The organism is Campylobacter novaezeelandiae, from assembly GCF_018968685.1.
GTDB lineage: Bacteria > Campylobacterota > Campylobacteria > Campylobacterales > Campylobacteraceae > Campylobacter_D > Campylobacter_D novaezeelandiae.
In genome coordinates this window covers 131,251-151,624 of record NZ_CP076657.1, presented here as the reverse complement: position 1 = coordinate 151,624, position 20,374 = coordinate 131,251, and the positions used below count along the sequence as shown (strand labels likewise).

The following is a 20,374-nucleotide window of genomic DNA, read 5'->3' as shown; positions in this document are numbered from 1 at the left end:
GTGAGAGATGAATTTTTAGAGTATGATTTTTATACTATTTTTTTTAAATTATATATCCTAAATTAAATTTCATTGTTTATAAATTAACCCTAGAGAGCCTTAGCTCTCTAGTATATTAAAATCTTTTTTTCTTTACATCATCAAGTATATTACTTGCTATATCACTTACTGTATTAGAAATAAGTGCTGATTCATTTGCAATCTCAACATTGTCTTTAGTAGTTTGATCTATGTGAGCTACACTTTCATTGATTTGAGTAATACCTGTAGTTTGTTCTTTTATAGATTCAGCCATATCATTGATAGATTGAACAAGTAAGTTAGTATTAGCTTCTATCTCACTTAGAGATTTTTGAGTTCTCTCAGCTAGTTTTCTAACTTCATCAGCAACAACAGCAAAGCCTCGTCCATGTTCTCCTGCACGAGCTGCTTCTATTGCAGCATTAAGTGCTAGTAGGTTGATTTGATCTGCAATATCACCTATTATACTTGTTACATTTTTAATCTCTTCACTTTGAGTGATAACATCACTTGTTTTTTGAGAAACATTTTGCATAGAAGAAGTAATTTCTTCTAATGCTGCTGCTGTTTCTTCTAATGAAGCTGCTTGAGAATTAGAAGAATTTGTTAAAGATTGAACTGCAGTTTGAAGTTTTCCACTCTCATCTGCTAAAGAATTTGCAAAGTCAGAGCTTTGTTTTAACATTTTAATAATTTCTTGTCCTAAGGCATTTGTAGTTACTTCAACTGCACCTTTAGCATCTTTTACTTCTGTTGTAAAGTCTAAGGCTCTATAACTATTAAATACTCTTTGGATTTCATTCATATTAGAACCTATTTTTTCTTGTAAAACATCTAAGAGTTTATTAAGAACGTTTTTAAGTTCAATTAATTGTGGGTTTCTAGGATTTGCAGTAATTCTTGCAGTTAAATCTCCTTTTTCTACTACTTGAACTGTTCCTACGCTTTCTTTTACTGCTTGATTATCTTGTTCTAAACCTTGTTTAGTTTGGAGTATGTTTTCATTGATGGCATTTGATATTTGACCAAATTCATCATTTGTTTTTATATTAATGGTTGATACATTATTTGTTTTATGATTAATAAAATCAAAGAATGAGTTAAGACCATTTTGGATAGTGGTGAGTGGGGATAAGAAATAATTATTAACAAGATATAAAAATATTAAAGCAAAAGCTATCATTATAATAACTACTATTGTTTGAATAAAGGCCATTTTTGTAACTGGCTCATTAACTACTTGTGCACTTTCTGTACTGCATATAGTGTACTCAGAAACTTTAGCACAGATACCTAATCTTTCCTCTTCTTTTAAATTATAAGAAAAGAATTTATAATCTCCATTTTCCTTATAAGCATTGATTACTGGAGTATGATCTACAGAGGAATCTAAAAGTTTTTTTTGTGTAGCAATAAAAATTTGATTATTTTTGTCAAATAAAAGAGAGTTACCTGGTTTAGTTTCAAATTCTTTTTGTAAAGCTTCCACCAAGACATCAATTGCTAAAACTCCTATAAATTTACCATCTTTATAAAGAGCTTTTGAATAAGTAAAGCAAGGAAGATTTGATGTTACATCAATATAAGAAGGAGTTATATAAATTCCATTTGTTTTTAAAGCTTCTTGATAATAATCTCTAGTTCTTGCATCATAATTATCAGCTTTTCCATAAGTGCCAAAATTTTTTCCTTTAGCATCAGAATCTGTATCACTTACAACAAGCTCTCCATCTGGTTGTGCGATATAAGCTGCTAAAAATCCTCCAGCTTCTCTTAAGAACTTTAAATCATCTCCTATATTTTCCATTAAAGATTGTTGGTTATTTAGCTGGTCATAGGAAAGTTTTAAGATTCTATTCTCAAAATTCTTAAGAGTTTTTGAATTATTTTTCTGAAAATTGATAATAGACTCTTGAGCTACTTTTAATACATTACTTTGGGACTTTAACTCTGCTTTACCTAAAGCTTCCTTAGAGAAATAAAAAGTAACTATACCTAAAACAATCAAACATACAATAGCTACAATATTAGCTATTAAAGAGATTTTAAATTTAACACTGCTTATTTTCATCTAAAAATCCTTCAAAATAAAAATAATAAATGTGGTTATTATATAATAAAAAACAATCTATTAATTCCATATTTAAAAAATTTTAGTAAGAAAAAAATATAAGAAGTTAAAAAAATCTGATGAAAGATTGATATTTTATTTATTTTCTAGAGAGCCTTAGCTCTCTAGTATATTAAAATCTTTTTTTCTTTACATCATCAAGTATATTACTTGCTATATCACTTACTGTATTAGAAATAAGTGCTGATTCATTTGCAATCTCAACATTGTCTTTAGTAGTTTGATCTATGTGAGCTACACTTTCATTGATTTGAGTAATACCTGTAGTTTGTTCTTTTATAGATTCAGCCATATCATTGATAGATTGAACAAGTAAGTTAGTATTAGCTTCTATCTCACTTAGAGATTTTTGAGTTCTCTCAGCTAGTTTTCTAACTTCATCAGCAACAACAGCAAAGCCTCGTCCATGTTCTCCTGCACGAGCTGCTTCTATTGCAGCATTAAGTGCTAGTAGGTTGATTTGATCTGCAATATCACCTATTATACTTGTTACATTTTTAATCTCTTCACTTTGAGTGATAACATCACTTGTTTTTTGAGAAACATTTTGCATAGAAGAAGTAATTTCTTCTAATGCTGCTGCTGTTTCTTCTAATGAAGCTGCTTGAGAATTAGAAGAATTTGTTAAAGATTGAACTGCAGTTTGAAGTTTTCCACTCTCATCTGCTAAAGAATTTGCAAAGTCAGAGCTTTGTTTTAACATTTTAATAATTTCTTGTCCTAAGGCATTTGTAGTTACTTCAACTGCACCTTTAGCATCTTTTACTTCTGTTGTAAAGTCTAAGGCTCTATAACTATTAAATACTCTTTGGATTTCATTCATATTAGAACCTATTTTTTCTTGTAAAACATCTAAGAGTTTATTAAGAACGTTTTTAAGTTCAATTAATTGTGGGTTTCTAGGATTTGCAGTAATTCTTGCAGTTAAATCTCCTTTTTCTACTACTTGAACTGTTCCTACGCTTTCTTTTACTGCTTGATTATCTTGTTCTAAACCTTGTTTAGTTTGGAGTATGTTTTCATTGATGGCATTTGATATTTGACCAAATTCATCATTTGTTTTTATATTAATGGTTGATACATTATTTGTTTTATGATTAATAAAATCAAAGAATGAGTTAAGACCATTTTGGATAGTGGTGAGTGGGGAGAGAAGCTTAGAAAGGATAATATAAAGCAATATAATACTTATTGCTATCATCACAATAACAACTACTATTTGTATATAAGCCATTTTATTTGCAGAGCTTTTTATCACATCTAATGACTCTCCTATACAAGCTGTATAATCTCCAATTCTAGTACAAATTCCAAATCTTTGAGAACTATCTTTAGTGCGTTGATACTCAAAAGGTTCCAAATCAGCTTTTGTTTTTGCAATATTTGCAATTTGATCTACATTATAACCTTCTTTTAATTGCTCTTTATCTGTTGAGACAAAAACTTTATTATTTTTATCAAAAACAAAAGTTCTTCCTGGGTTAGTTTCAAATTCTTTTTGTAAATCTTCTACTAAAACATCAATAGCTAAAACTCCTATAAATTTACCATCTTTATAAAGAGCTTTTGAATAAGTAAAACAAGGAAGATTTGATGTTACATCAATATAAGAAGGAGTTATATAAATTCCATTTGTTTTTAAAGCTTCTTGATAATAATCTCTAGTTCTTGCATCATAATTATCAGCTTTTCCATAAGTGCCAAAATTTTTTCCTTTAGCATCAGAATCTGTATCACTTACAACAAGCTCTCCATCTGGTTGAGCAATATAAGCTGCTAAAAATCCTCCAGCTTCTCTTAATAGTTTTAAATCATCTCCTATATTTTCCATTAAAGATTGTTGATTGTTTAGTTGGTCATAGGAAAATGATAAAATTCTTTTTGCGAAATTTTCAAGAGTATCGGAATTATTCTTTGAAAAATTTACCATAGAATTTTTTGCCACTTTAATATAATTTATTTCAGCAGCTACAATCTCATCATATATAGTCTTGTGAACAAAAATATAAGTTATAATCCCAAGCAAACCTAAGCAAAAAATTGCAATTAAATTTGCAACTAAAGAAACTTTAAATTTCAAACTCATGTTAAAACTCCTTAATTGAATCAAGATTTTTTCAAACTTGTTATTCTATACAAATAAAAATTTATTTTTCATTAAAAAATTAAACTATATTTTGTTATACTTAATCAAAATTAAAAATTCTAAAATTTACTTTTGAAAGCGATTTAATGAAAAAAATTATCTTATTGTGTTTTTCTTTCTTAATACTACAAGCCAAACCCTTAATAAGTGTAAGCATAGCACCTCAAGCATTTTTTGTCAAAAAAATAGCTGCAGATACTTTAAATATTAATGTAATTTTACCTCCAAATAGCAATGAACATAATTTTGAATTTAAACCAAGTGTTATGCAAAAACTTGAAAAAAGTGATATTTATTTTACTATAGGATTAGAATTTGAAAAAGTTTTTTTAGATAAATTTAAACAAAATTTTCCAAAACTTCAAATTATAAATATACAAAAAAATATAACTTTAATTCAAACTCATGACGCACACGAACACTCTCATGAGCATGAGCACCACGAACATGAGCATTTTGATCCTCATACTTGGTTAGATCCTATTTTAGTACAAACTATGGCTTTAAATATCTATAATGCTTTAATCCAAAAATATCCACAAAATAAAAATTTATATAAACAAAATTTAGATCAATTTTTAACAGAATTAGATAGTTTAAATTTACAAATTGCATCAAAATTAGAAAAATTAAAAAATAAAGAATTTATAGTTTATCATCCTTCTTGGACATATTTTGCAAAACGCTATAATCTTATACAAATCCCTGTAGAAATTTTAGGAAAAGAACCAAAAAGCAAAGATTTGCAAAAGCTTATCGCACTAATAAAAAATAAAAATATAAAAATTATTTTTGTTCAAAATGGTTTTCCTGAAAATGCAGCCAAAACACTGGCAAAAGAATGTAATGCAAAAATTTATAAAATAGATCATTTATCTTATGAATGGGAAAATGAACTTTTAAAAACGGCAGAGGCTCTCTCTCAAAATTTATAATCGAGTCTTTAATGCTTTTTTTTAAAATTTCTAATCTCAATTATGCTTATGAAAACGAAACAATTTTAAAAGATATTAATCTTAGTTATGATAATAAAGACTTTCTTTCTATCATTGGTCCTAATGGAGCAGGAAAATCAACTCTTATAAAACTTATCCTAGGGCTTTTAAAATCTAAAAATGAAATTAAATTTCAAGCTATCCAAAGAAAAGAAATAGGCTATGTTCCTCAATATACTTTAGCAAATCCTAATTTTTATCCAAGGGTAATTGAGATCGTTCTTATGGGTCTTATAAATAAAAAAATTTTTGGTTTTTATAGCAAAGAAGATAAAGAAAAAGCTATGCAGGCTTTAAAAAACGTAGGAATGGAGAATTTTTGGAATAAAACAATCAATGCTTTAAGCGGAGGACAAAGACAACGAGTTTTCATTGCAAGAGCTTTAGCGGGTGAATGCAAAATGCTAATTTTAGACGAACCCACAGCAAGTGTTGATAACAAATCTGCTATACAAATTTTTGAACTTCTAAGTTCTTTGCATCAAAAAGGTATGGGAATTTTACTCATTTGTCACGATATTAACCTTGTGCTTGCTTATAGTGATAAAATAGCTCATTTAAATAAAGAGCTATTTTTGCATACTAATACCAAAGAAAAAGAAAAAAGTTTATTTTTAAAACATTTATACGAAAATCATTCTCATTTTTGTGATGTAGAAATGAGTTTAAATTCTTGTTTTTGTGATGAAAAAAATTGCGATAGCAAAAAATTATGCGAACAAGAATTTGCAAGAAGAAATTTAAAAAAGACAGAATTTAAAAAAGAAAATTTTTGCTTGAAATTTTCAAAGGAAAATAATGCTTGAAATTTTAAATTTCACCTTTTTTCAAAATGCTTTATTGGGAGCAATTTTAGTCAGTATAGCTTGTGGAGTTATAGGCACTTTAATAATGATAAATCGTCTTTTTTCTATGGCTGGGGGTATAACGCATGGAGCTTTTGGAGGCATAGGCATAGCTTTTTATTTTTCCTTGCCTATTTTATTAAGCACTGGAATATTTACTTTATTTTTAGCTTTTTTAGTGGCTTTTTTAGCTAAACGCTATGAACACAGAAGTGATAGTATTATCGCTGTAGTTTGGGCTTTTGGGATGGCTGTTGGGATTATATTGATCGATTTAAGCCCTAGTTATAACACAGATTTAATGGCTTATCTTTTTGGAAGTATTTTATCTATAGGAATACAAGATTTATGGCTTATGGCTACAGTTGATATAGTAGTAATAATTTTGATAATTTTATTTTATAGACAATTTGAAGCTTTAAGTTTTGATGTTGAATTTGCAAAAGTTCGTGGCATTAACACTAGTTTTTTCCATTATCTTTTAATTGCTCTTATGGCTTTTTGTATAGTTATTTCTATACGTCTTGTGGGACTTATTTTAGTTATGGCCTTACTTAGTATCCCAAGCTTTATCGCTGAAAATTTTAGTAAAAAACTTGGCTTTATTATGATTTTGGCAAGTTTTTTAAGTATGATTTTTTGTATTTTAGGGCTTATACTTAGCTATTATTTTGATCTTTCAAGTGGGGCTTGTATCATAGCTGTAGCTTGTTTTGGATTTTTAGTGCATTTGATAGGAAAATTTTTAAAAAGGTAGGGGTGCAAAAAGCACTTGAACTTTTATATCTCGTTTAGAATAGTGCTTTTCAAATTCAAACCAAAAATGTTTACCTGCATTAAATACTAAAGGACTTTCAAATTTTTCTTTTAATTTCATTGTTCTATCACACAAAGGATATATGAGTTTAATATCATGAATTTTAAATTTACAAGCATAAGCAAACATTTGATACAAATCACTTTGTACTATGCCCTGCTTTTTATCTTCATCACTATCTGGAATTTTCCACTTGGTATCTAAAATCATCTCATTTTCAATATATAAATCAGGCTTTAGCATAAAACATTTTTCATCATTTTTTGAAATCAAGTATTTTCCACTGCTTTGAGTTTTGATATTTTTACTTGGATTTGCTTTTTTCAACATATACGCCACATAATCTTCAAAAAGCTTTTCCATAGAAAAAAGCAAAGCAAAAGCTTCATTTTTACCATGATAAGGCATAAAACTTTCATTTTTTAAGAAAATTTTACACCATAAAAGCAAGTTTTCATAATAATCAAAATGTCTTGAAATTTTATAGCTAAAATCTTTTTCATAATTTTTAGAAAATTCTATCTCATCAAGCATTTGCATGGCTTTTATGAGTCTAAATTTATTCATACTTGTTTTGGATTTTAAGAAATTTAGAGTAGATTTTATTAAACGATTTGGTGCTATATCTAAAACAAACTCATCACAACTTGTAAAAAATTTTTCTTTATGAACTAGATTTTGTTTAATATGCTCACCAAAAAGTAGTTTTCCTTTTAAAAAAGCTCTATTACTCTCATAATCTACATAAGATCTCATTAGGCCTTTTTTATACACGCTATCAAATTCATCTAAAAACATCGTGATAAAAATTTCAAATAATGGCATTTTAGAACTTTGCAAAGATGAAATTTGTAATTTTTTAAAAGGAGAATTTTTTAAGGTTTTTAGCAAATTGATTAAAAGAATTTTAGGGTTAAAATTTACTTTTGTTAAACTATACCATTTTTTTACTTTGATATTTTTCAAATCTTTTGCTTTGCTAATTTTTAAAATTTTATAATCTTGAAAATAACTAAACCTCGTAAATAATTCATTATTCTTATTTATTACATAGGCATTTTTTAACTTTTCTTTTGCTATGTTTAAACTATCTGTGCTATCTTTATAACTTTCTAAATTTGTGCATTTTGGTAAAATTTCTAAAACTCCGCTTTTAGTTTGGATAATGCCTACATAATTTTTAGCTTTTAGGGTATTTTTATTTTTAAAACCTAGAAGATTTTCATTATTTTTTGTAAAATCTTCTAGTTCTTGATAAAATTTTCTAGCTTTTTGCTCTATATTTTCTTTACCTTCTTGTTTTTCATCTTTACCTTTTAAAAATGCTTTTATTAAATCATCAACATTAAAGGCTTGATACTCGATGATAGAAAAGGTATTACTCTCCATTTTTATTCTTATCTTGTTTTTCTCCACCATAAATAGCTTGGTATGTTTTTATTTCATCCCAAACTGATTTATCATCAAATGGAGTGATCTTATAAATTTTTCTTTCACTATCTACATTATCTAAGGTTTTTATTTTTTGGAGGTATTCAGTATTTTCTTCTTTAATTTTAATCATACCATTATAATTTAAAACAGCATCAATTAAAGTATAATCATTATAAAAATACTCTTGCAAAAGCGGAATAATCTTATTTTGAAAAACTTTTTTTAAATCATCTAAATTTTCAACACCTATAAAAAATGCATGACCTATGGTTTTTTCTCTATCTAATAAGTACTCTATGCGAGTGTTTATAGCTTTTAATAATTCTTGTAAATTAATACCTTCACAATCCATAGATAATTTGCTCACATCAGGCATCATCTCTACAAATTCAAATCTTCTTCGCAAAGCTGTATCAAGAGAAGTTATGCTTCTATCGGCTGTATTCATAGTGCCTATAATATAAACATTTTTAGGCACTCCGAATTTTTCACCACTATAAGGCAAAGTTAATTCTAATGCTTCCTTATTGCCCAATCTCTTACTAGGCTCTATCAAGGTTATAAGCTCACCAAAAATCTTACTGACATTACCTCGATTGATTTCATCGATGATGATTATATAAGGTTTTAAAGAATTATCATTGTTTTTATTATTTTCAATCTTTATGACTGATTGTTTTTCATATACTTTAAATTTTTTCACTAAATTAAAGTAATAAGTATGGGTTCTATCGGCATAATCTCTATTAAATACTTTTTTAAACATTTCAGCAGCATTGCTAAATTCATCTTTGCATTTTAATAACTCCATAAATATAGATATACTTAAATTAAAATTTCCATCAAATCTCTCTACTCCTTCGCTATAAATCATAACCGTTTTATCATTAATATCAACAACAAAGAAATTTCCACCCTTTGTTTTACTAATAGGCTCATTTGTTTCCAAAAGCCAATTTAAAAAATTTTCAACCTTTTCTTTTAATTCTATTTTTTTATTCAACTCATCTGCATTTAAGATACTATTCTCATAATTATCCAAAGCTTTTTCGCAAAGTTCTTTAAAAATTCCATCTTTTATTTCATATTTTATTTCTTTAGAATTTTCTTTGCTATCTATGCGAGGCTTTATGCCTTCTACAAATTCTTCATATCCATAACTTTGATGAAAAGTTGTAAAGACTATTTGTCCATTTTTTACATACTCATCAAATAATTTTTTTCTATTTATTCTATCATCTTCACTTGGAATTTGTATTTTTTCTTCTTTTGATATAATCTCTAAAGCTTTATCTATAGTATGATAAGTTTTTCCTGTCCCTGGAGGTCCATAAAGAATTTGATTTAAGGGTATAATTTTCATATTTGATTCCTCAGATTGCACTCTTTCAGTTATAAAAATATCTTGTTCATAATAATCAATCAAAAAAGCTCTATAATAATTCAATGCACTAGAATACATATTGTTTCCATTGCTGTTTTTTAACTTAAATTCTTCATTTTTATTTAATTTATTTATATTTTGATCAAAACTAAATAAATCACAACTATATAGATTTTCTTTTAAAAATTCTTTTGATATATTTTCTATAACTTGAATATATTTATTTATAGTATCCTTGCTTAAATTCTTTTTACTCAAATATTCACTAAATAAATTTTTCATTTTATCTATATAACTTTGGCTATTCATACCATATTTATTCCACAAAGGAATAGCTATAGTTGTTATCATTTCTACTAATGATAATTTCTTATATTCTAATAATTTCTTATGAATTTGATATATTTTTAATTTTTCATTAAATTCATTTAAAGATATTAAGTCCAAAATATCTTTTGAAAAAATATTAACTATTTTTATATTCTTTACATCTTGATAATGAAAAGCTATTTTCCATTTAATTGCATCCCCAAAATCTATTTTTCCTATAGCTTTTAAATTATTATCTTGACTTGCTTGTATTATTTGTATGATTTTTTCTTTGATATTATTAAATGCTTTATTTTCATTATTGCCATATTTAGCAATCCAAGCATAATTTTGACTATATAATCTACCGTTAGAAGATTCTTTCTGACTTTCATCATTTCTTCTATATATACCAAATTTAAAAGCTGAGCCACCCCAAATACTTCCTAGATTGTCCAATTTGCTTTCTATCCAAAAAGTAAAATCATCTCTATTTGGATTATCTTTTTTAATGTTAGTATATTCTTCAAGAGTCATATTTTTAACTTTTTCTAAAGTCCATACTTCTTGAAAATTTAAAAAGCCATCAAGCATTTCTTGTAATTTTTTTTCATCTAAATTCCACATTACAAAAATCCTTAAATTATACTATTTTTAAATCATATTTAGATTTCTTACCACTCCACAAAAGTTCTAGCTTTCTTAATATCATTAAAATTTAAGGTAATTTTTTCTTGATTTTCTAAATTTTCTAAAGTGATATTTTCATCCTCTACGCTAATGATTTTTGCCTTGAGTTTTTCTTTTTCGTTAGTAGTAATTTTTACAAGTTCATTAATGCTTTTTTTAAAATGATCTAATTTAGTAAGCTTTCTTTCAAGTCCAGGCGAGGATACTTCTAAAAAATACTCTCCATTTACAGGTGGCTCGACATCAAAAAGAGGAGATAAAATTTCACTTAATCTTGCGCAATCATCTAAATTTACCCCACCTTTTTTCATCACATAAACACGATAAATTTTCTTAGTATTTTCACTAACTAGCTCATCATCGTAAAAATCAAGTCCCGCTTCTTTGCATAAAGCCTCAAGATTCATTTTTTTCCTTTTTTATTTTTTCAAATAAAGCATCCATATGATTTTGATATTCTAATCTATCATCAAATTTAAAATGGAAATTTGGACATCTATACCAACCCTGCTCACTCATGCAATAATTTTGCAAAGCCTTACTAGCCTTCTTTAAAGAATTTAAAATCTTTTCTTGTTCATGGACATTAAAAAACATCTTATCAAGATATACAAAAGCATCGTATCTGCCCTTTTTGCACTCTACATCTACCACGCAGAGATTTTTCAAATTCTCATCATCTAAATTTGCTAAAGCCTCTGGGATTAGTTCTTTTAAAATGCTTTCTGTGCGAAGCTTTTTAATTTCAGCTACATTCATAAACTAACTTGTTCCTCAACTTCTTTATAACTTTCTATATAATCTCCTACACGCATATCATCACATCCTTGTATTCCAACACCACACTCATAGCCTTTAGCAACTTCTTTAGCATCATCTTTAAAGCGTTTTAAAGAGCTTACATTGCCTTCAAATACAACAACCCCATCACGAATAAGGCGAATTTTAGCTCCACGATTGATCACTCCTTCAGTTACCATACAACCTGCAATTTGCCCAATTTTTGGTACATTGATCACTTGTCTGATTTCTGCTTGTCCAAGTTGCTCTTCTGAAATAATAGGACTCATCATGCCACCAAGCAAGGCTTTTACATCATCTAAAAGATTATAAATTACATTATAAGTTTTAATCTCCACGCCTTTATCTTTAGCACGCTCTTTAACCTCACCTGTTGGTCGTATATTAAAACCTAGCACTATGGAATTTTCACTTGCACTTGCAAGCTCTATATCACTTTGTGTGATACCTCCTACCCCACTATGAATAATATTAACTTTAATTTCATCATTTCTTAATTTTTCCAAAGATGATTTTAAAGCTTCAAGTGTTCCTTGTACATCTGCTTTTAAAATAACTGGTAAGGCTTTTATATTGCCCTCTTTAATTTTAGCACCAAGTTCATCAATGCTGACTTTGGTTGATTTACTTAACTCTTTTTGGCGATTGTATTCATGACGTTTATTAGCGTATTCTCTTGCTTCTTTATCTGTTTTTACAGCAATTAAAATTTCTCCAGCATCTGTAACTTCACTAAGTCCTATAATCACACCACATTCGCCTGGTTTAATTTCTTTTAGAGTTTTACCTTGATCATCAGTTATGGCACGCACTTTTCCATAAGATTCACCTGCTACAATAGTATCTCCAACTTTTAAAGTTCCATTTTGAACGATAATTGTAGCCACTGCACCACGACCTTTTTGGATAGAACTTTCTATAATACTTGCTTTTGCATAGGCTTTTGGGTTTGATTTAAGTTCTAAAATCTCTGCTTGTAAAAGCACTATTTCAAGTAAATCTTCAATGCCCATTCCTGTTTTAGCAGAAACTCCTACAAACTCATAACTCCCACCCCAATCAATTGGCAAGATATCAAGTTCTGCAAGTTGTGTTTTTACCATATCAGGGTTTGCACCTTCTTTATCCATTTTATTAATTGCTATAATAATAGGCACATTAGCGGCTTTTGCGTGATTTATCGCTTCTTTAGTTTGAGGTTTTACCCCATCATCAGCAGCCACAACAATAATAACAATATCAGTTATACTAGCTCCTCTTGCACGCATTGCTGTGAAAGCTTCGTGACCTGGAGTATCAATGAAAGTAATTTTACGTCCATTTTTCTCAACCATATAAGCACCCACATGCTGAGTGATTCCGCCTGCTTCACCACTTGCAATTCGTGATTTTCTAATATAATCCAACAAAGAAGTTTTACCATGATCAACATGCCCCATGATAGTAATTACAGGAGCTCTAGTAACCAAATCTTTTTCATCAATCTCGCTTTCATAATCTTTTACATAATCAAATTCATCTGCCTCATTGATAATATTAATCTCTATGCCAAATTCTGAACCTAAAATCTCAATCGCATCTTCATCTAAAAAATCATTTTTTGTTGTCATCATTCCAAGCATAAACAGCTTTGAAATGATCTCTCCTGTGCTTTTTCCTATTTTATCAGCAAATTCATATACTCTAATTTCTTTTGGAATTTCTATACTAGTAATAACTGCATTTTCTTTTTTTTCAACTTTTTTAGGAGGTTTTTTACGACTTCTTCTTTGAATACCTCCTTCCATACCAAAACCAGCAGAATTTCCCACTGCTTGACGTAAAAAGTTGGGTTGTTTTTTTATAGTATTTTGAGGTTTTTCCTCTTCTTTAACACTAAAATCAGGTAAAACCACCTCATCCTCATCATCTAAAGAAATATCTGCAAATTCATGGTCACTTAAAAAATCCATTTTTTGAGTATTTTCTTTTTTTGTTGCAACAAAAGGTTTTTTATCTTTTTTCTTAACTGGTTTTACATTTTCTTCATTGTTAGAAAAAATCATTGATAGACTAATACGTTCTTGAGTTGTATTAGATTTTACTTCTTCTTTTTTTTCTTCATTATTAGCTTCATTATTTTTCTTTTTAACAATCACAAGTCCTCTTCGTTTTGCCAAAGTCGCACTAGCTAAACTTTCTTTTTCTTCTTTGTTTTCTTCTTTAACTTGAATTTGTTCTTCTTGCTTGATTTGTACTTTAGCCTTAACCTCTTGCTTAATTTCTTCTTGCTTAAAATCTTTTTTTATTTTTTTAACTTCTTTTTTTTCTTTTTTAGCAGGACTCTGAGTTTTTTTAAAAGCTTCTGGAATAATCTTAGTTTGTATATATTCATAAATTGCAGCTGCAACCTCTGGATCTACAGCATTTGACGCTGATTTGATATCAAGTCCTAGTTCATTTGCTTTTTCTATAATCTCCTTACTTGAATATCCTGCTTCATTTGCAATTTCATAAATTCTAACTTTTGCCATCTAAAAATATCTCCTTTAAATCCTGCTGAGTAATTTTCATAGTTAAATTTTTACACATTTTAGAAAATGCTTTTTGCAAAATTTTATCTTCTTTTAAAATACATATAGAACACAAATAAAAACTGCGTCCGCATTTAAAATGAGGTTCAATCTTTCCTGAAATAATTTTAAATCTAAACAATGATCTTTGTTCAAAACGTTCTTTGCAAACAATGCACATTCTAATAGGTGTATGATTTCTCAAAATTATATCTTTTTTTTATATTTTTTAGCAAATTTCAAGCCCATTATTATCAAATTCCAAAAGTTTTATTTTAAAATGAGGAAAAGCCTCTTTCATTTTTTCAAATAAAAACTGCGCATCCTCTTTATAAACCAAAGAAAAAAAACTAGATCCAGAACCTGAAAGAGTGCTCATTAAGGCTTTATTTTTTAAAGCACATTTTTGCACTTCAAAAAGCTCTGGTAAATTTTTCATTCTATTTAATTGGTGGAGTTTATCTTCACTTGCAAATTTTAACAAATCATATTTTTTCTCTAAAAAACAAGCCGTTAAAAAAGATGCATGACTTAAATTAAAAACACTATCACTCAAGCTCAAAAATTTAGGTAAAATTTGACGATTTTTTTCTGTACTCATTGTGATATTTGGAATAACTACAATGGCCCTTAAATTGATATCGATTTCTTTTTTAATGCTTAATACTTCTTTATCTTTTACCAAGGAACAAACAAAACCACCAAAAACAGCTGGTGCTATATTATCAGGATGGTTTTCATATTTTAAAGCTTCATTAAGAATATTTTGTTTGTCTAACTTCATATCACACATTAAATATGCTGCACTTATAGCACTAACAATTATAGCCGATGAACTTCCTAAGCCCCTAGATAATGGTATGTTATTATGAAATATAAATTGAAAATTATCTCTTTTCCCATTTAGTTTTTCATAAATTCCATGAAAAATAGAAAGAAAAAGATTATTTTTTTTAAGATAAACATTATCACTTCCTTCTCCATTAATGCTTACACTAGTTAAAGAGGCTTTTTTAATTTCTACTTCATTAAAAAGTTTTAAACTAAGACCCAAACAATCAAACCCTGGTCCTAAATTCGCACTTGTAGCAGGGACTAAAATTTTCACAGCTTATCCTAAATTACATCTAAAAAATAAAAAGGCAAATTATCATTATTTATGTTAATTTTCTCTAAATTTAAAGGTAAAAAAAAGTCACCAGCAGTATTTTTTTCTAAAATAATCTCATCTTTCTTGTAGACAAAACAAAAATCCTTATTAGCTTTAATAGGCTTAAAATCATTAAGCTCAAAAGCACTTATGCTATATAAAGGGATATTTTTTACTATACTTAAGGTTTTTAAACTCATATAAGAAATTTTAATTCCCATATAAGATCCAGGTCCATTGGCATAAATTAATCTTGAAAAATTAAATTCTTTCAATAAAGAATTTAAAATTTTTGGTAAAAATTCGCTGGCTTTTTCTTCACTTGTATATTTTTTAATTAAAATATTTTCTTGATAAACACCAAGCATCAAAGGACTTGATAAAGCATTGAGTAAAAGAGTTAAATTTTTTATGCAAAAACCTTTTCATAATCTTTTTCATAATCTTTTTCAAGTGTAATGATTTCATAAGCTTGCTCATCTTTTAAAAGCTCTTTTGTAAGTAAATGATTTAAATGATGACTTCCAGCATAAGAAATATAATCTCCAAATACCCTATATCCAAGCAAAGTTAAATCTCCAATAGCATCTAAAATTTTATGACGCACAAATTCATCTTTAAATCTTAAACCTTCAGGATTTAAAATACGATTATCATCAACAACGATAGTATTTTCTAAACTGCCTCCAAGTGCCAAATTCATAGCTCTTAGTTTTTCAACATCTTTTAAAAATCCAAAAGTTCTAGCTCTTGCGATATTTTCTATATAATTTTTCTTACTAAATTCAAAACAATAATTTTGCTCTCCGATTACAGCATTATCAAATTTAATTGTGTAATTGATCTTTGGTTCTTTTGTTGGGATAAGTTTTACAAATTTATTACCATCTCTTACTTCAATGGTTTTTTTAATCACCATCACTTTTTTAGGAGCATCAAGTTCTTTAATGCCCGCTTCATCCAGCATAATGCAAAAACTAATACTACTTCCGTCCATTACAGGAGCTTCATTAGCATTTAAAACTATACGGATATTATCAATTCCATAAGCATTGATTGCACTCATTAAATGTTCAATTGTAGATACATAGCCTCTATGATCTCCAATAACTGTTGCCATTTGAGTGTTAATTACATTTGCTGGTTCAGCTTTATAAGAAATATTAAGATCTTTTCTAAAGAAAACGATACCGCTGTTAGCTTCCAAAGGTTCTAAAATAATTTCTATAGGTTCTCCTTTATGAAGTCCTATCCCTACACCTTTTACAGGTTTTGCTATAGTTAATTGTTTCATACTCATTTCTCACTTAAAATCATTTTTTTTCCATCTTCTAAAACTTTATAAATATTATTTTTGAGCCAAATTTTATCTTGCCATTGCTCTGGTCTTGTTTCTACACCTTGAACTAAAACTTCAAAATGCAAATGATCCCCCAATGCCAAACCACTTGATCCTGTATTTGCTATAATATCTTGTTGTTTTACATTTTCATTCACATCAACATTTTTAGAAGAACAATGCCCATAAAGACTATAAACTCCAAAACCGTGATAAATAATTATATTTAAACCATAAATTCCATTATCTTCGGCAAAAACAACTTTACCAGAATTACTACTAATAATTGGAGCAAAAGCTGTGCTTGCTAAATCTAATCCCATATGATATCCACTACTTACAAATTCACCATTGTAAAAATAAAACCTATGATCAGCAAAATCAGCAACTTTCATAGCATTTTTAAGAGGTAAAAAGAGATTTAAATTAAAATCTTCTATACTCTCTTCTGGAACTTCTGAAGTAATTTTATGGATTAAATTTTCATTAGCTAATCTTAAAGTTTCATTTACAAATTTAAATTTCTGAGTCTTATTTAATTTAGAAGCATCCTCTTCACTCATATGGGCTGAGGCTAAAAATTTTATTTTAGTATCTAAAAATTTATCACTTAAATTAATGTTAGAAACACGATATTTTCTGTTAACAAAATAATATCTTATTCTTTCTTTTGTGGTATTTCCAGCTTTATCAGTAGCTATAATATAAGCTCTAAAATAATCATCTTTTGCATCCCAAGCAATCAAAGAAGCATAATAGCCATCTTTGATATAAGGCGTGGCTTTAAAAATTTTCCCTTTATCTGTTTGGATATAAACTTGATCTAAATTTTTATCTTCTACTTTAAAAACAACACTAGCAACACCACCTTGTTCTATTTGATAAGAATTGCTTAGTACTTTTAATTTAGGGTTTGCATCATCAATATCTATAAAAACAGATTTTTGAATATAATTTCCTGAGAAAAAATTCCAAAAGCTTGCATCATGTGCCTCAATTTCCATAATATAAGATTTAATCTTTTCTTTATAAGCAAGCTTGGGAAGATTAATCTCTAAAGTTATATCGTTTTTTTGGTTTACTTTTTGATCCATTAAAATAATACCTGGATCATTAGAATCTTTTTTTAAAGTAATTTTTATATTTTTTAATCCACTCTCATCATCTTTAACACGTATTAAAATAGGATTTTTCAAATTACTATAAACAATATCATTAACAAAAATTTCTGGTTTATTTTTTTCAAAAATACTTAAATTATTTAAAAAATATCCAAATAAAGCAATGAAAACTAAAATCAAAATAAATAAAAAATTTTTTCTTTTCCCTCTTTTTTGCGCCATTACATGTCCAACTAGTTACGTTTTAATAATCTTTAAAAATAATTTTATTAAATTTAAGTTAATATTTTTAATCAAAAATATAAAAAATTCAAAATGTAATTCTAAGACTTTTAAAAACTATTAAATTTTTTTTGCTATTATTCAAAGCAAAACTCTTTAATAAAAAGAAATTTCAATAAATCTAGGCAAAAATAAATGAAAAAACTTATCAGTATTTGTGTTTTTTGTACTTTCTCTAATGCAGTTATTATTAAGGAAATTAAATTTAGTGGACTTTATCATCTTTCTAATGAAACCGCTTTAAATATTAGCGGTTTAAAAGTAGGAAATACCTTAAAAGAAGAAGACATTAATCAAGCAATTTTAAATTTATACAAACAAAATTATTTTAATAATATTGCTGTTGAAGAAAAAAATGGAATCATAAACTTTATTCTCACAGAAAAACCTACAATTGCTAAAATAACCATAAGCGGAGTAGCTTCAAACGATAGAAAGCAAATTGAAAGCGTTTTGGGTATTAAAAAAGGAAGTTTATTTGATGAAGCAAGCATCAAGGAAGCAAGCCAAAGAATCAAATCATATTATGAGACAAGAAGTTTTTTTGATACAACAGTAGAATTTAAGAAAAAATATCTAGAAAATACAGATGGTTTAGAAATAGAATTTATAGTCAATAGAGGCGAAAATATTATTATAAATAATGTTTATTTAAGTGGTGCTAAGAAATTTTCTTATTCAGATGTAGAACCTGTTATTGTCAATAAAGAAGAAGAATTTATGGGCTGGATGTGGGGAAGAAATGATGGAAAATTAAAAATTTTTGAATTAAGCAATGATAGTTCACGTATAAGTGATGAATACATGAAAAAAGGATATTTAGATGTCAAAGTTTCAGAACCTTTTTTAAGAACTTATACAGATACTTATAAGGCTAATCTTACTTATTTTATTCAAGAGGGAAAACCTTATAAAATTAAAGAAATTATTATAGAAAACCCTTTATTTGACGAAGAAAGCAATAAAAAAACAGTCAAAGATTTAAAATCTCAAGTTAATAAAACTATCAATATTGAAAATATTAGAAAAGATATTAAAACCCTAGAAACACAAAGTGCAAATCTTGGTTATGCTTTTGTTGAAGTAATTCCTGATATACAAAAAAATGACCAAACGCAAGAAGCTTCTGTTGTTTTTAAAGTAATACCTCATGAAAAAGTTTATATTAGAAATGTGATTATTTCAGGCAACTCAAGAACTGTAGATAGAGTTATCAGAAGAGAGCTTTATCTTACAGAAGGAAATTTATACAATCGAACTGATTTAGATGATTCAAGAAATGCTTTAAGAAGAACTTCATATTTTGAAGATGTTAACATAAAAGAAGAAAAAGTTGATAATACCCATGTTGATTTAATTGTAGAAGTTAAAGAAACTTCTACAGGAACGATTTCAGGCGGTATAGGATATGGATCAAGCAATGGAATACTTCTTAATGCTTCCTTATCCGATACTAACATCTTTGGTTCTGGTATTAAAAGCTCTGTTAATGTTGATAAAGATGATGAAACTCTTTCTGGAAGGATTTCTCTTGTAAATCCAAGGGTTTTGGATTCAAAATATAGTCTTGGCGGATCAATTTATTCTAGTGATTATGAGTGGGATAATTATTCTGAAAGAAATTATGGTTTTGATATAACAGTAGGAAGACAATTTGCAAGATATTTCAGTGCAAGTTTAACCTACAATCTTGAAAAAAGTAATATTTATAAGCTAAGCCCTACTCTTCAAAGAACTGGTTATCGTCTTGGAGAAACTACAAAAAGCTCTATTACCCCAACTATAGGATTTAATAATACAGATGATTATTATTTACCTCGATCAGGTTTCATTGCCTCGACTGGATTAGAGTTTGCAGGACTTGGAGGAGAGCAAAAATTTATTTCATCAAGCACTAGATTTAATTTTTATCAAGGCTTGCAAGATTTTATTGGATATGATCTTATCTATCGTTATAAGGCAAGTTTTTATAAGGTATGGGATACTGGTTATCTGCCAATCAATCAAAGAATTTATTTAGGCGGGATTCAATCTGTACGTGGTTTTGAAAATAGAACATTAAGCCCTAAAAATCGCTGGGGAGATGAAATAGGTGGGACTATAGCTTTTGCAAATTCCGTAGAGCTTAGTTTTCCTCTTATAGATAGAATCAAGCTACGCGGAAGTGTATTTTTTGATTATGGTATGATAGGAAAAGTAAATCTTGATGAAATCAAAAGAATGAGCACGGGAGTTGGTGTAGAATGGATAACTCCAATTGGCCCTTTACAGCTTATCTTTGCCAAACCTCTTAACAAAAAGAAAGGTGATGATACAAGCACTTTTGAATTTACACTTGGAACAAGATTTTAAGGATC

16 protein-coding genes are annotated in these 20,374 nt (G+C 27.9%); 4 read left to right on the top strand and 12 right to left on the bottom strand.

What is annotated here, in order from left to right:
- Positions 1–115 precede the first annotated feature (115 nt).
- Entirely contained in the window at positions 116–2,086 is a 1,971-nt protein-coding gene (locus CNZW441b_RS00875; RefSeq protein ID WP_244985446.1) for a methyl-accepting chemotaxis protein, read from the bottom strand.
- Positions 2,087–2,264: 178 nt separating this feature from the next.
- Entirely contained in the window at positions 2,265–4,238 is a 1,974-nt protein-coding gene (locus CNZW441b_RS00870) for a methyl-accepting chemotaxis protein (RefSeq protein WP_216681421.1), read from the bottom strand.
- A 146-nt stretch (positions 4,239–4,384) separates the two neighbouring features.
- Here CNZW441b_RS00870 and CNZW441b_RS00865 point away from each other — a divergent pair, with 146 nt between their 5' ends.
- From CNZW441b_RS00865 to CNZW441b_RS00855, 3 genes are read left to right on the top strand one after another with little or no spacing between them, the layout of a single operon-like run.
- Complete coding sequence (locus CNZW441b_RS00865) at positions 4,385–5,233, top strand: metal ABC transporter solute-binding protein, Zn/Mn family (RefSeq protein ID WP_131165742.1); 849 nt, start codon at positions 4,385–4,387, stop codon at positions 5,231–5,233.
- Between the two features lie 11 nt (positions 5,234–5,244).
- Positions 5,245–6,099 carry an ABC transporter ATP-binding protein gene (locus tag CNZW441b_RS00860; protein WP_131165743.1) on the top strand — a complete coding sequence of 285 codons (855 nt, stop codon included), beginning with the start codon at positions 5,245–5,247 and terminating at the stop codon, positions 6,097–6,099.
- Positions 6,092–6,895, top strand: coding sequence for a metal ABC transporter permease (locus CNZW441b_RS00855; RefSeq protein WP_131165744.1), 804 nt, complete (start codon positions 6,092–6,094; stop codon positions 6,893–6,895). Before CNZW441b_RS00860 ends, CNZW441b_RS00855 begins: the two co-directional genes overlap by 8 nt.
- Here CNZW441b_RS00855 and CNZW441b_RS00850 read toward each other — a convergent pair.
- The 10 genes from CNZW441b_RS00850 to pgp6 are packed head-to-tail and all read right to left on the bottom strand — an operon-like array spanning position 6,884 to position 17,957.
- Entirely contained in the window at positions 6,884–8,344 is a 1,461-nt protein-coding gene (locus tag CNZW441b_RS00850) for an McrC family protein (RefSeq protein ID WP_131165745.1), read from the bottom strand. The two genes, CNZW441b_RS00855 and CNZW441b_RS00850, sit on opposite strands and share 12 nt — an antisense overlap.
- Complete coding sequence (locus tag CNZW441b_RS00845; RefSeq protein WP_216681420.1) at positions 8,334–10,709, bottom strand: McrB family protein; 2,376 nt, start codon at positions 10,707–10,709, stop codon at positions 8,334–8,336. The genes CNZW441b_RS00850 and CNZW441b_RS00845 overlap by 11 nt, the downstream gene beginning before the upstream one ends.
- Positions 10,710–10,756: 47 nt before the next feature.
- Positions 10,757–11,179, bottom strand: coding sequence for a ribosome maturation factor RimP (gene rimP / locus CNZW441b_RS00840; RefSeq protein ID WP_131165747.1), 423 nt, complete (start codon positions 11,177–11,179; stop codon positions 10,757–10,759).
- Complete coding sequence (gene rbfA, locus CNZW441b_RS00835) at positions 11,169–11,531, bottom strand: 30S ribosome-binding factor RbfA (RefSeq protein ID WP_131164077.1); 363 nt, start codon at positions 11,529–11,531, stop codon at positions 11,169–11,171. Before rbfA ends, rimP begins: the two co-directional genes overlap by 11 nt.
- Positions 11,528–14,086 carry a translation initiation factor IF-2 gene (infB, locus tag CNZW441b_RS00830; protein WP_131164076.1) on the bottom strand — a complete coding sequence of 853 codons (2,559 nt, stop codon included), beginning with the start codon at positions 14,084–14,086 and terminating at the stop codon, positions 11,528–11,530. The genes rbfA and infB overlap by 4 nt, the downstream gene beginning before the upstream one ends.
- The gene (locus CNZW441b_RS00825; protein WP_234194143.1) at positions 14,073–14,330 is read right to left on the bottom strand and encodes a DUF448 domain-containing protein; all 258 of its coding nucleotides are present in this window, start codon (positions 14,328–14,330) and stop codon (positions 14,073–14,075) included. Before CNZW441b_RS00825 ends, infB begins: the two co-directional genes overlap by 14 nt.
- A gap of 24 nt (positions 14,331–14,354) precedes the next feature.
- Entirely contained in the window at positions 14,355–15,233 is an 879-nt protein-coding gene (gene thrB / locus CNZW441b_RS00820; RefSeq protein WP_131165748.1) for a homoserine kinase, read from the bottom strand.
- 8 nt (positions 15,234–15,241) lie between these two features.
- Complete coding sequence (locus CNZW441b_RS00815) at positions 15,242–15,643, bottom strand: tRNA threonylcarbamoyladenosine biosynthesis protein TsaB (protein WP_131165749.1); 402 nt, start codon at positions 15,641–15,643, stop codon at positions 15,242–15,244.
- 41 nt (positions 15,644–15,684) lie between these two features.
- Positions 15,685–16,569, bottom strand: coding sequence for a UDP-3-O-acyl-N-acetylglucosamine deacetylase (gene lpxC / locus CNZW441b_RS00810; RefSeq protein WP_131165750.1), 885 nt, complete (start codon positions 16,567–16,569; stop codon positions 15,685–15,687).
- A 2-nt stretch (positions 16,570–16,571) separates the two neighbouring features.
- The gene (gene pgp6, locus CNZW441b_RS00805; protein ID WP_131165751.1) at positions 16,572–17,957 is read right to left on the bottom strand and encodes a peptidoglycan metallopeptidase Pgp6; all 1,386 of its coding nucleotides are present in this window, start codon (positions 17,955–17,957) and stop codon (positions 16,572–16,574) included.
- Positions 17,958–18,152: 195 nt separating this feature from the next.
- Here pgp6 and bamA point away from each other — a divergent pair, with 195 nt between their 5' ends.
- A complete protein-coding gene (gene bamA / locus CNZW441b_RS00800) occupies positions 18,153–20,369 on the top strand; it encodes an outer membrane protein assembly factor BamA (protein WP_216681419.1) in 2,217 nt (738 codons plus the stop codon).
- Positions 20,370–20,374: the final 5 nt, after the last annotated feature.

Excerpts from the sequence above, each read along its gene's own strand:
- CNZW441b_RS00870 (WP_216681421.1), bottom strand. The coding sequence starts at position 4,238 with ATGAGTTTGAAATTTAAAGTTTCTTTAGTTGCAAATTTAATTGCAATT.
- CNZW441b_RS00865 (WP_131165742.1), top strand. The coding sequence starts at position 4,385 with ATGAAAAAAATTATCTTATTGTGTTTTTCTTTCTTAATACTACAAGCC.
- CNZW441b_RS00860 (WP_131165743.1), top strand. The coding sequence starts at position 5,245 with ATGCTTTTTTTTAAAATTTCTAATCTCAATTATGCTTATGAAAACGAA.
- CNZW441b_RS00855 (WP_131165744.1), top strand. The coding sequence starts at position 6,092 with ATGCTTGAAATTTTAAATTTCACCTTTTTTCAAAATGCTTTATTGGGA.
- CNZW441b_RS00850 (WP_131165745.1), bottom strand. The coding sequence starts at position 8,344 with ATGGAGAGTAATACCTTTTCTATCATCGAGTATCAAGCCTTTAATGTT.
- CNZW441b_RS00845 (WP_216681420.1), bottom strand. The coding sequence starts at position 10,709 with ATGTGGAATTTAGATGAAAAAAAATTACAAGAAATGCTTGATGGCTTT.
- rimP (WP_131165747.1), bottom strand. The coding sequence starts at position 11,179 with ATGAATCTTGAGGCTTTATGCAAAGAAGCGGGACTTGATTTTTACGAT.
- rbfA (WP_131164077.1), bottom strand. The coding sequence starts at position 11,531 with ATGAATGTAGCTGAAATTAAAAAGCTTCGCACAGAAAGCATTTTAAAA.
- infB (WP_131164076.1), bottom strand. The coding sequence starts at position 14,086 with ATGGCAAAAGTTAGAATTTATGAAATTGCAAATGAAGCAGGATATTCA.
- CNZW441b_RS00815 (WP_131165749.1), bottom strand. The coding sequence starts at position 15,643 with ATGCTTGGTGTTTATCAAGAAAATATTTTAATTAAAAAATATACAAGT.
- lpxC (WP_131165750.1), bottom strand. The coding sequence starts at position 16,569 with ATGAAACAATTAACTATAGCAAAACCTGTAAAAGGTGTAGGGATAGGA.
- pgp6 (WP_131165751.1), bottom strand. The coding sequence starts at position 17,957 with ATGGCGCAAAAAAGAGGGAAAAGAAAAAATTTTTTATTTATTTTGATT.
- bamA (WP_216681419.1), top strand. The coding sequence starts at position 18,153 with ATGAAAAAACTTATCAGTATTTGTGTTTTTTGTACTTTCTCTAATGCA.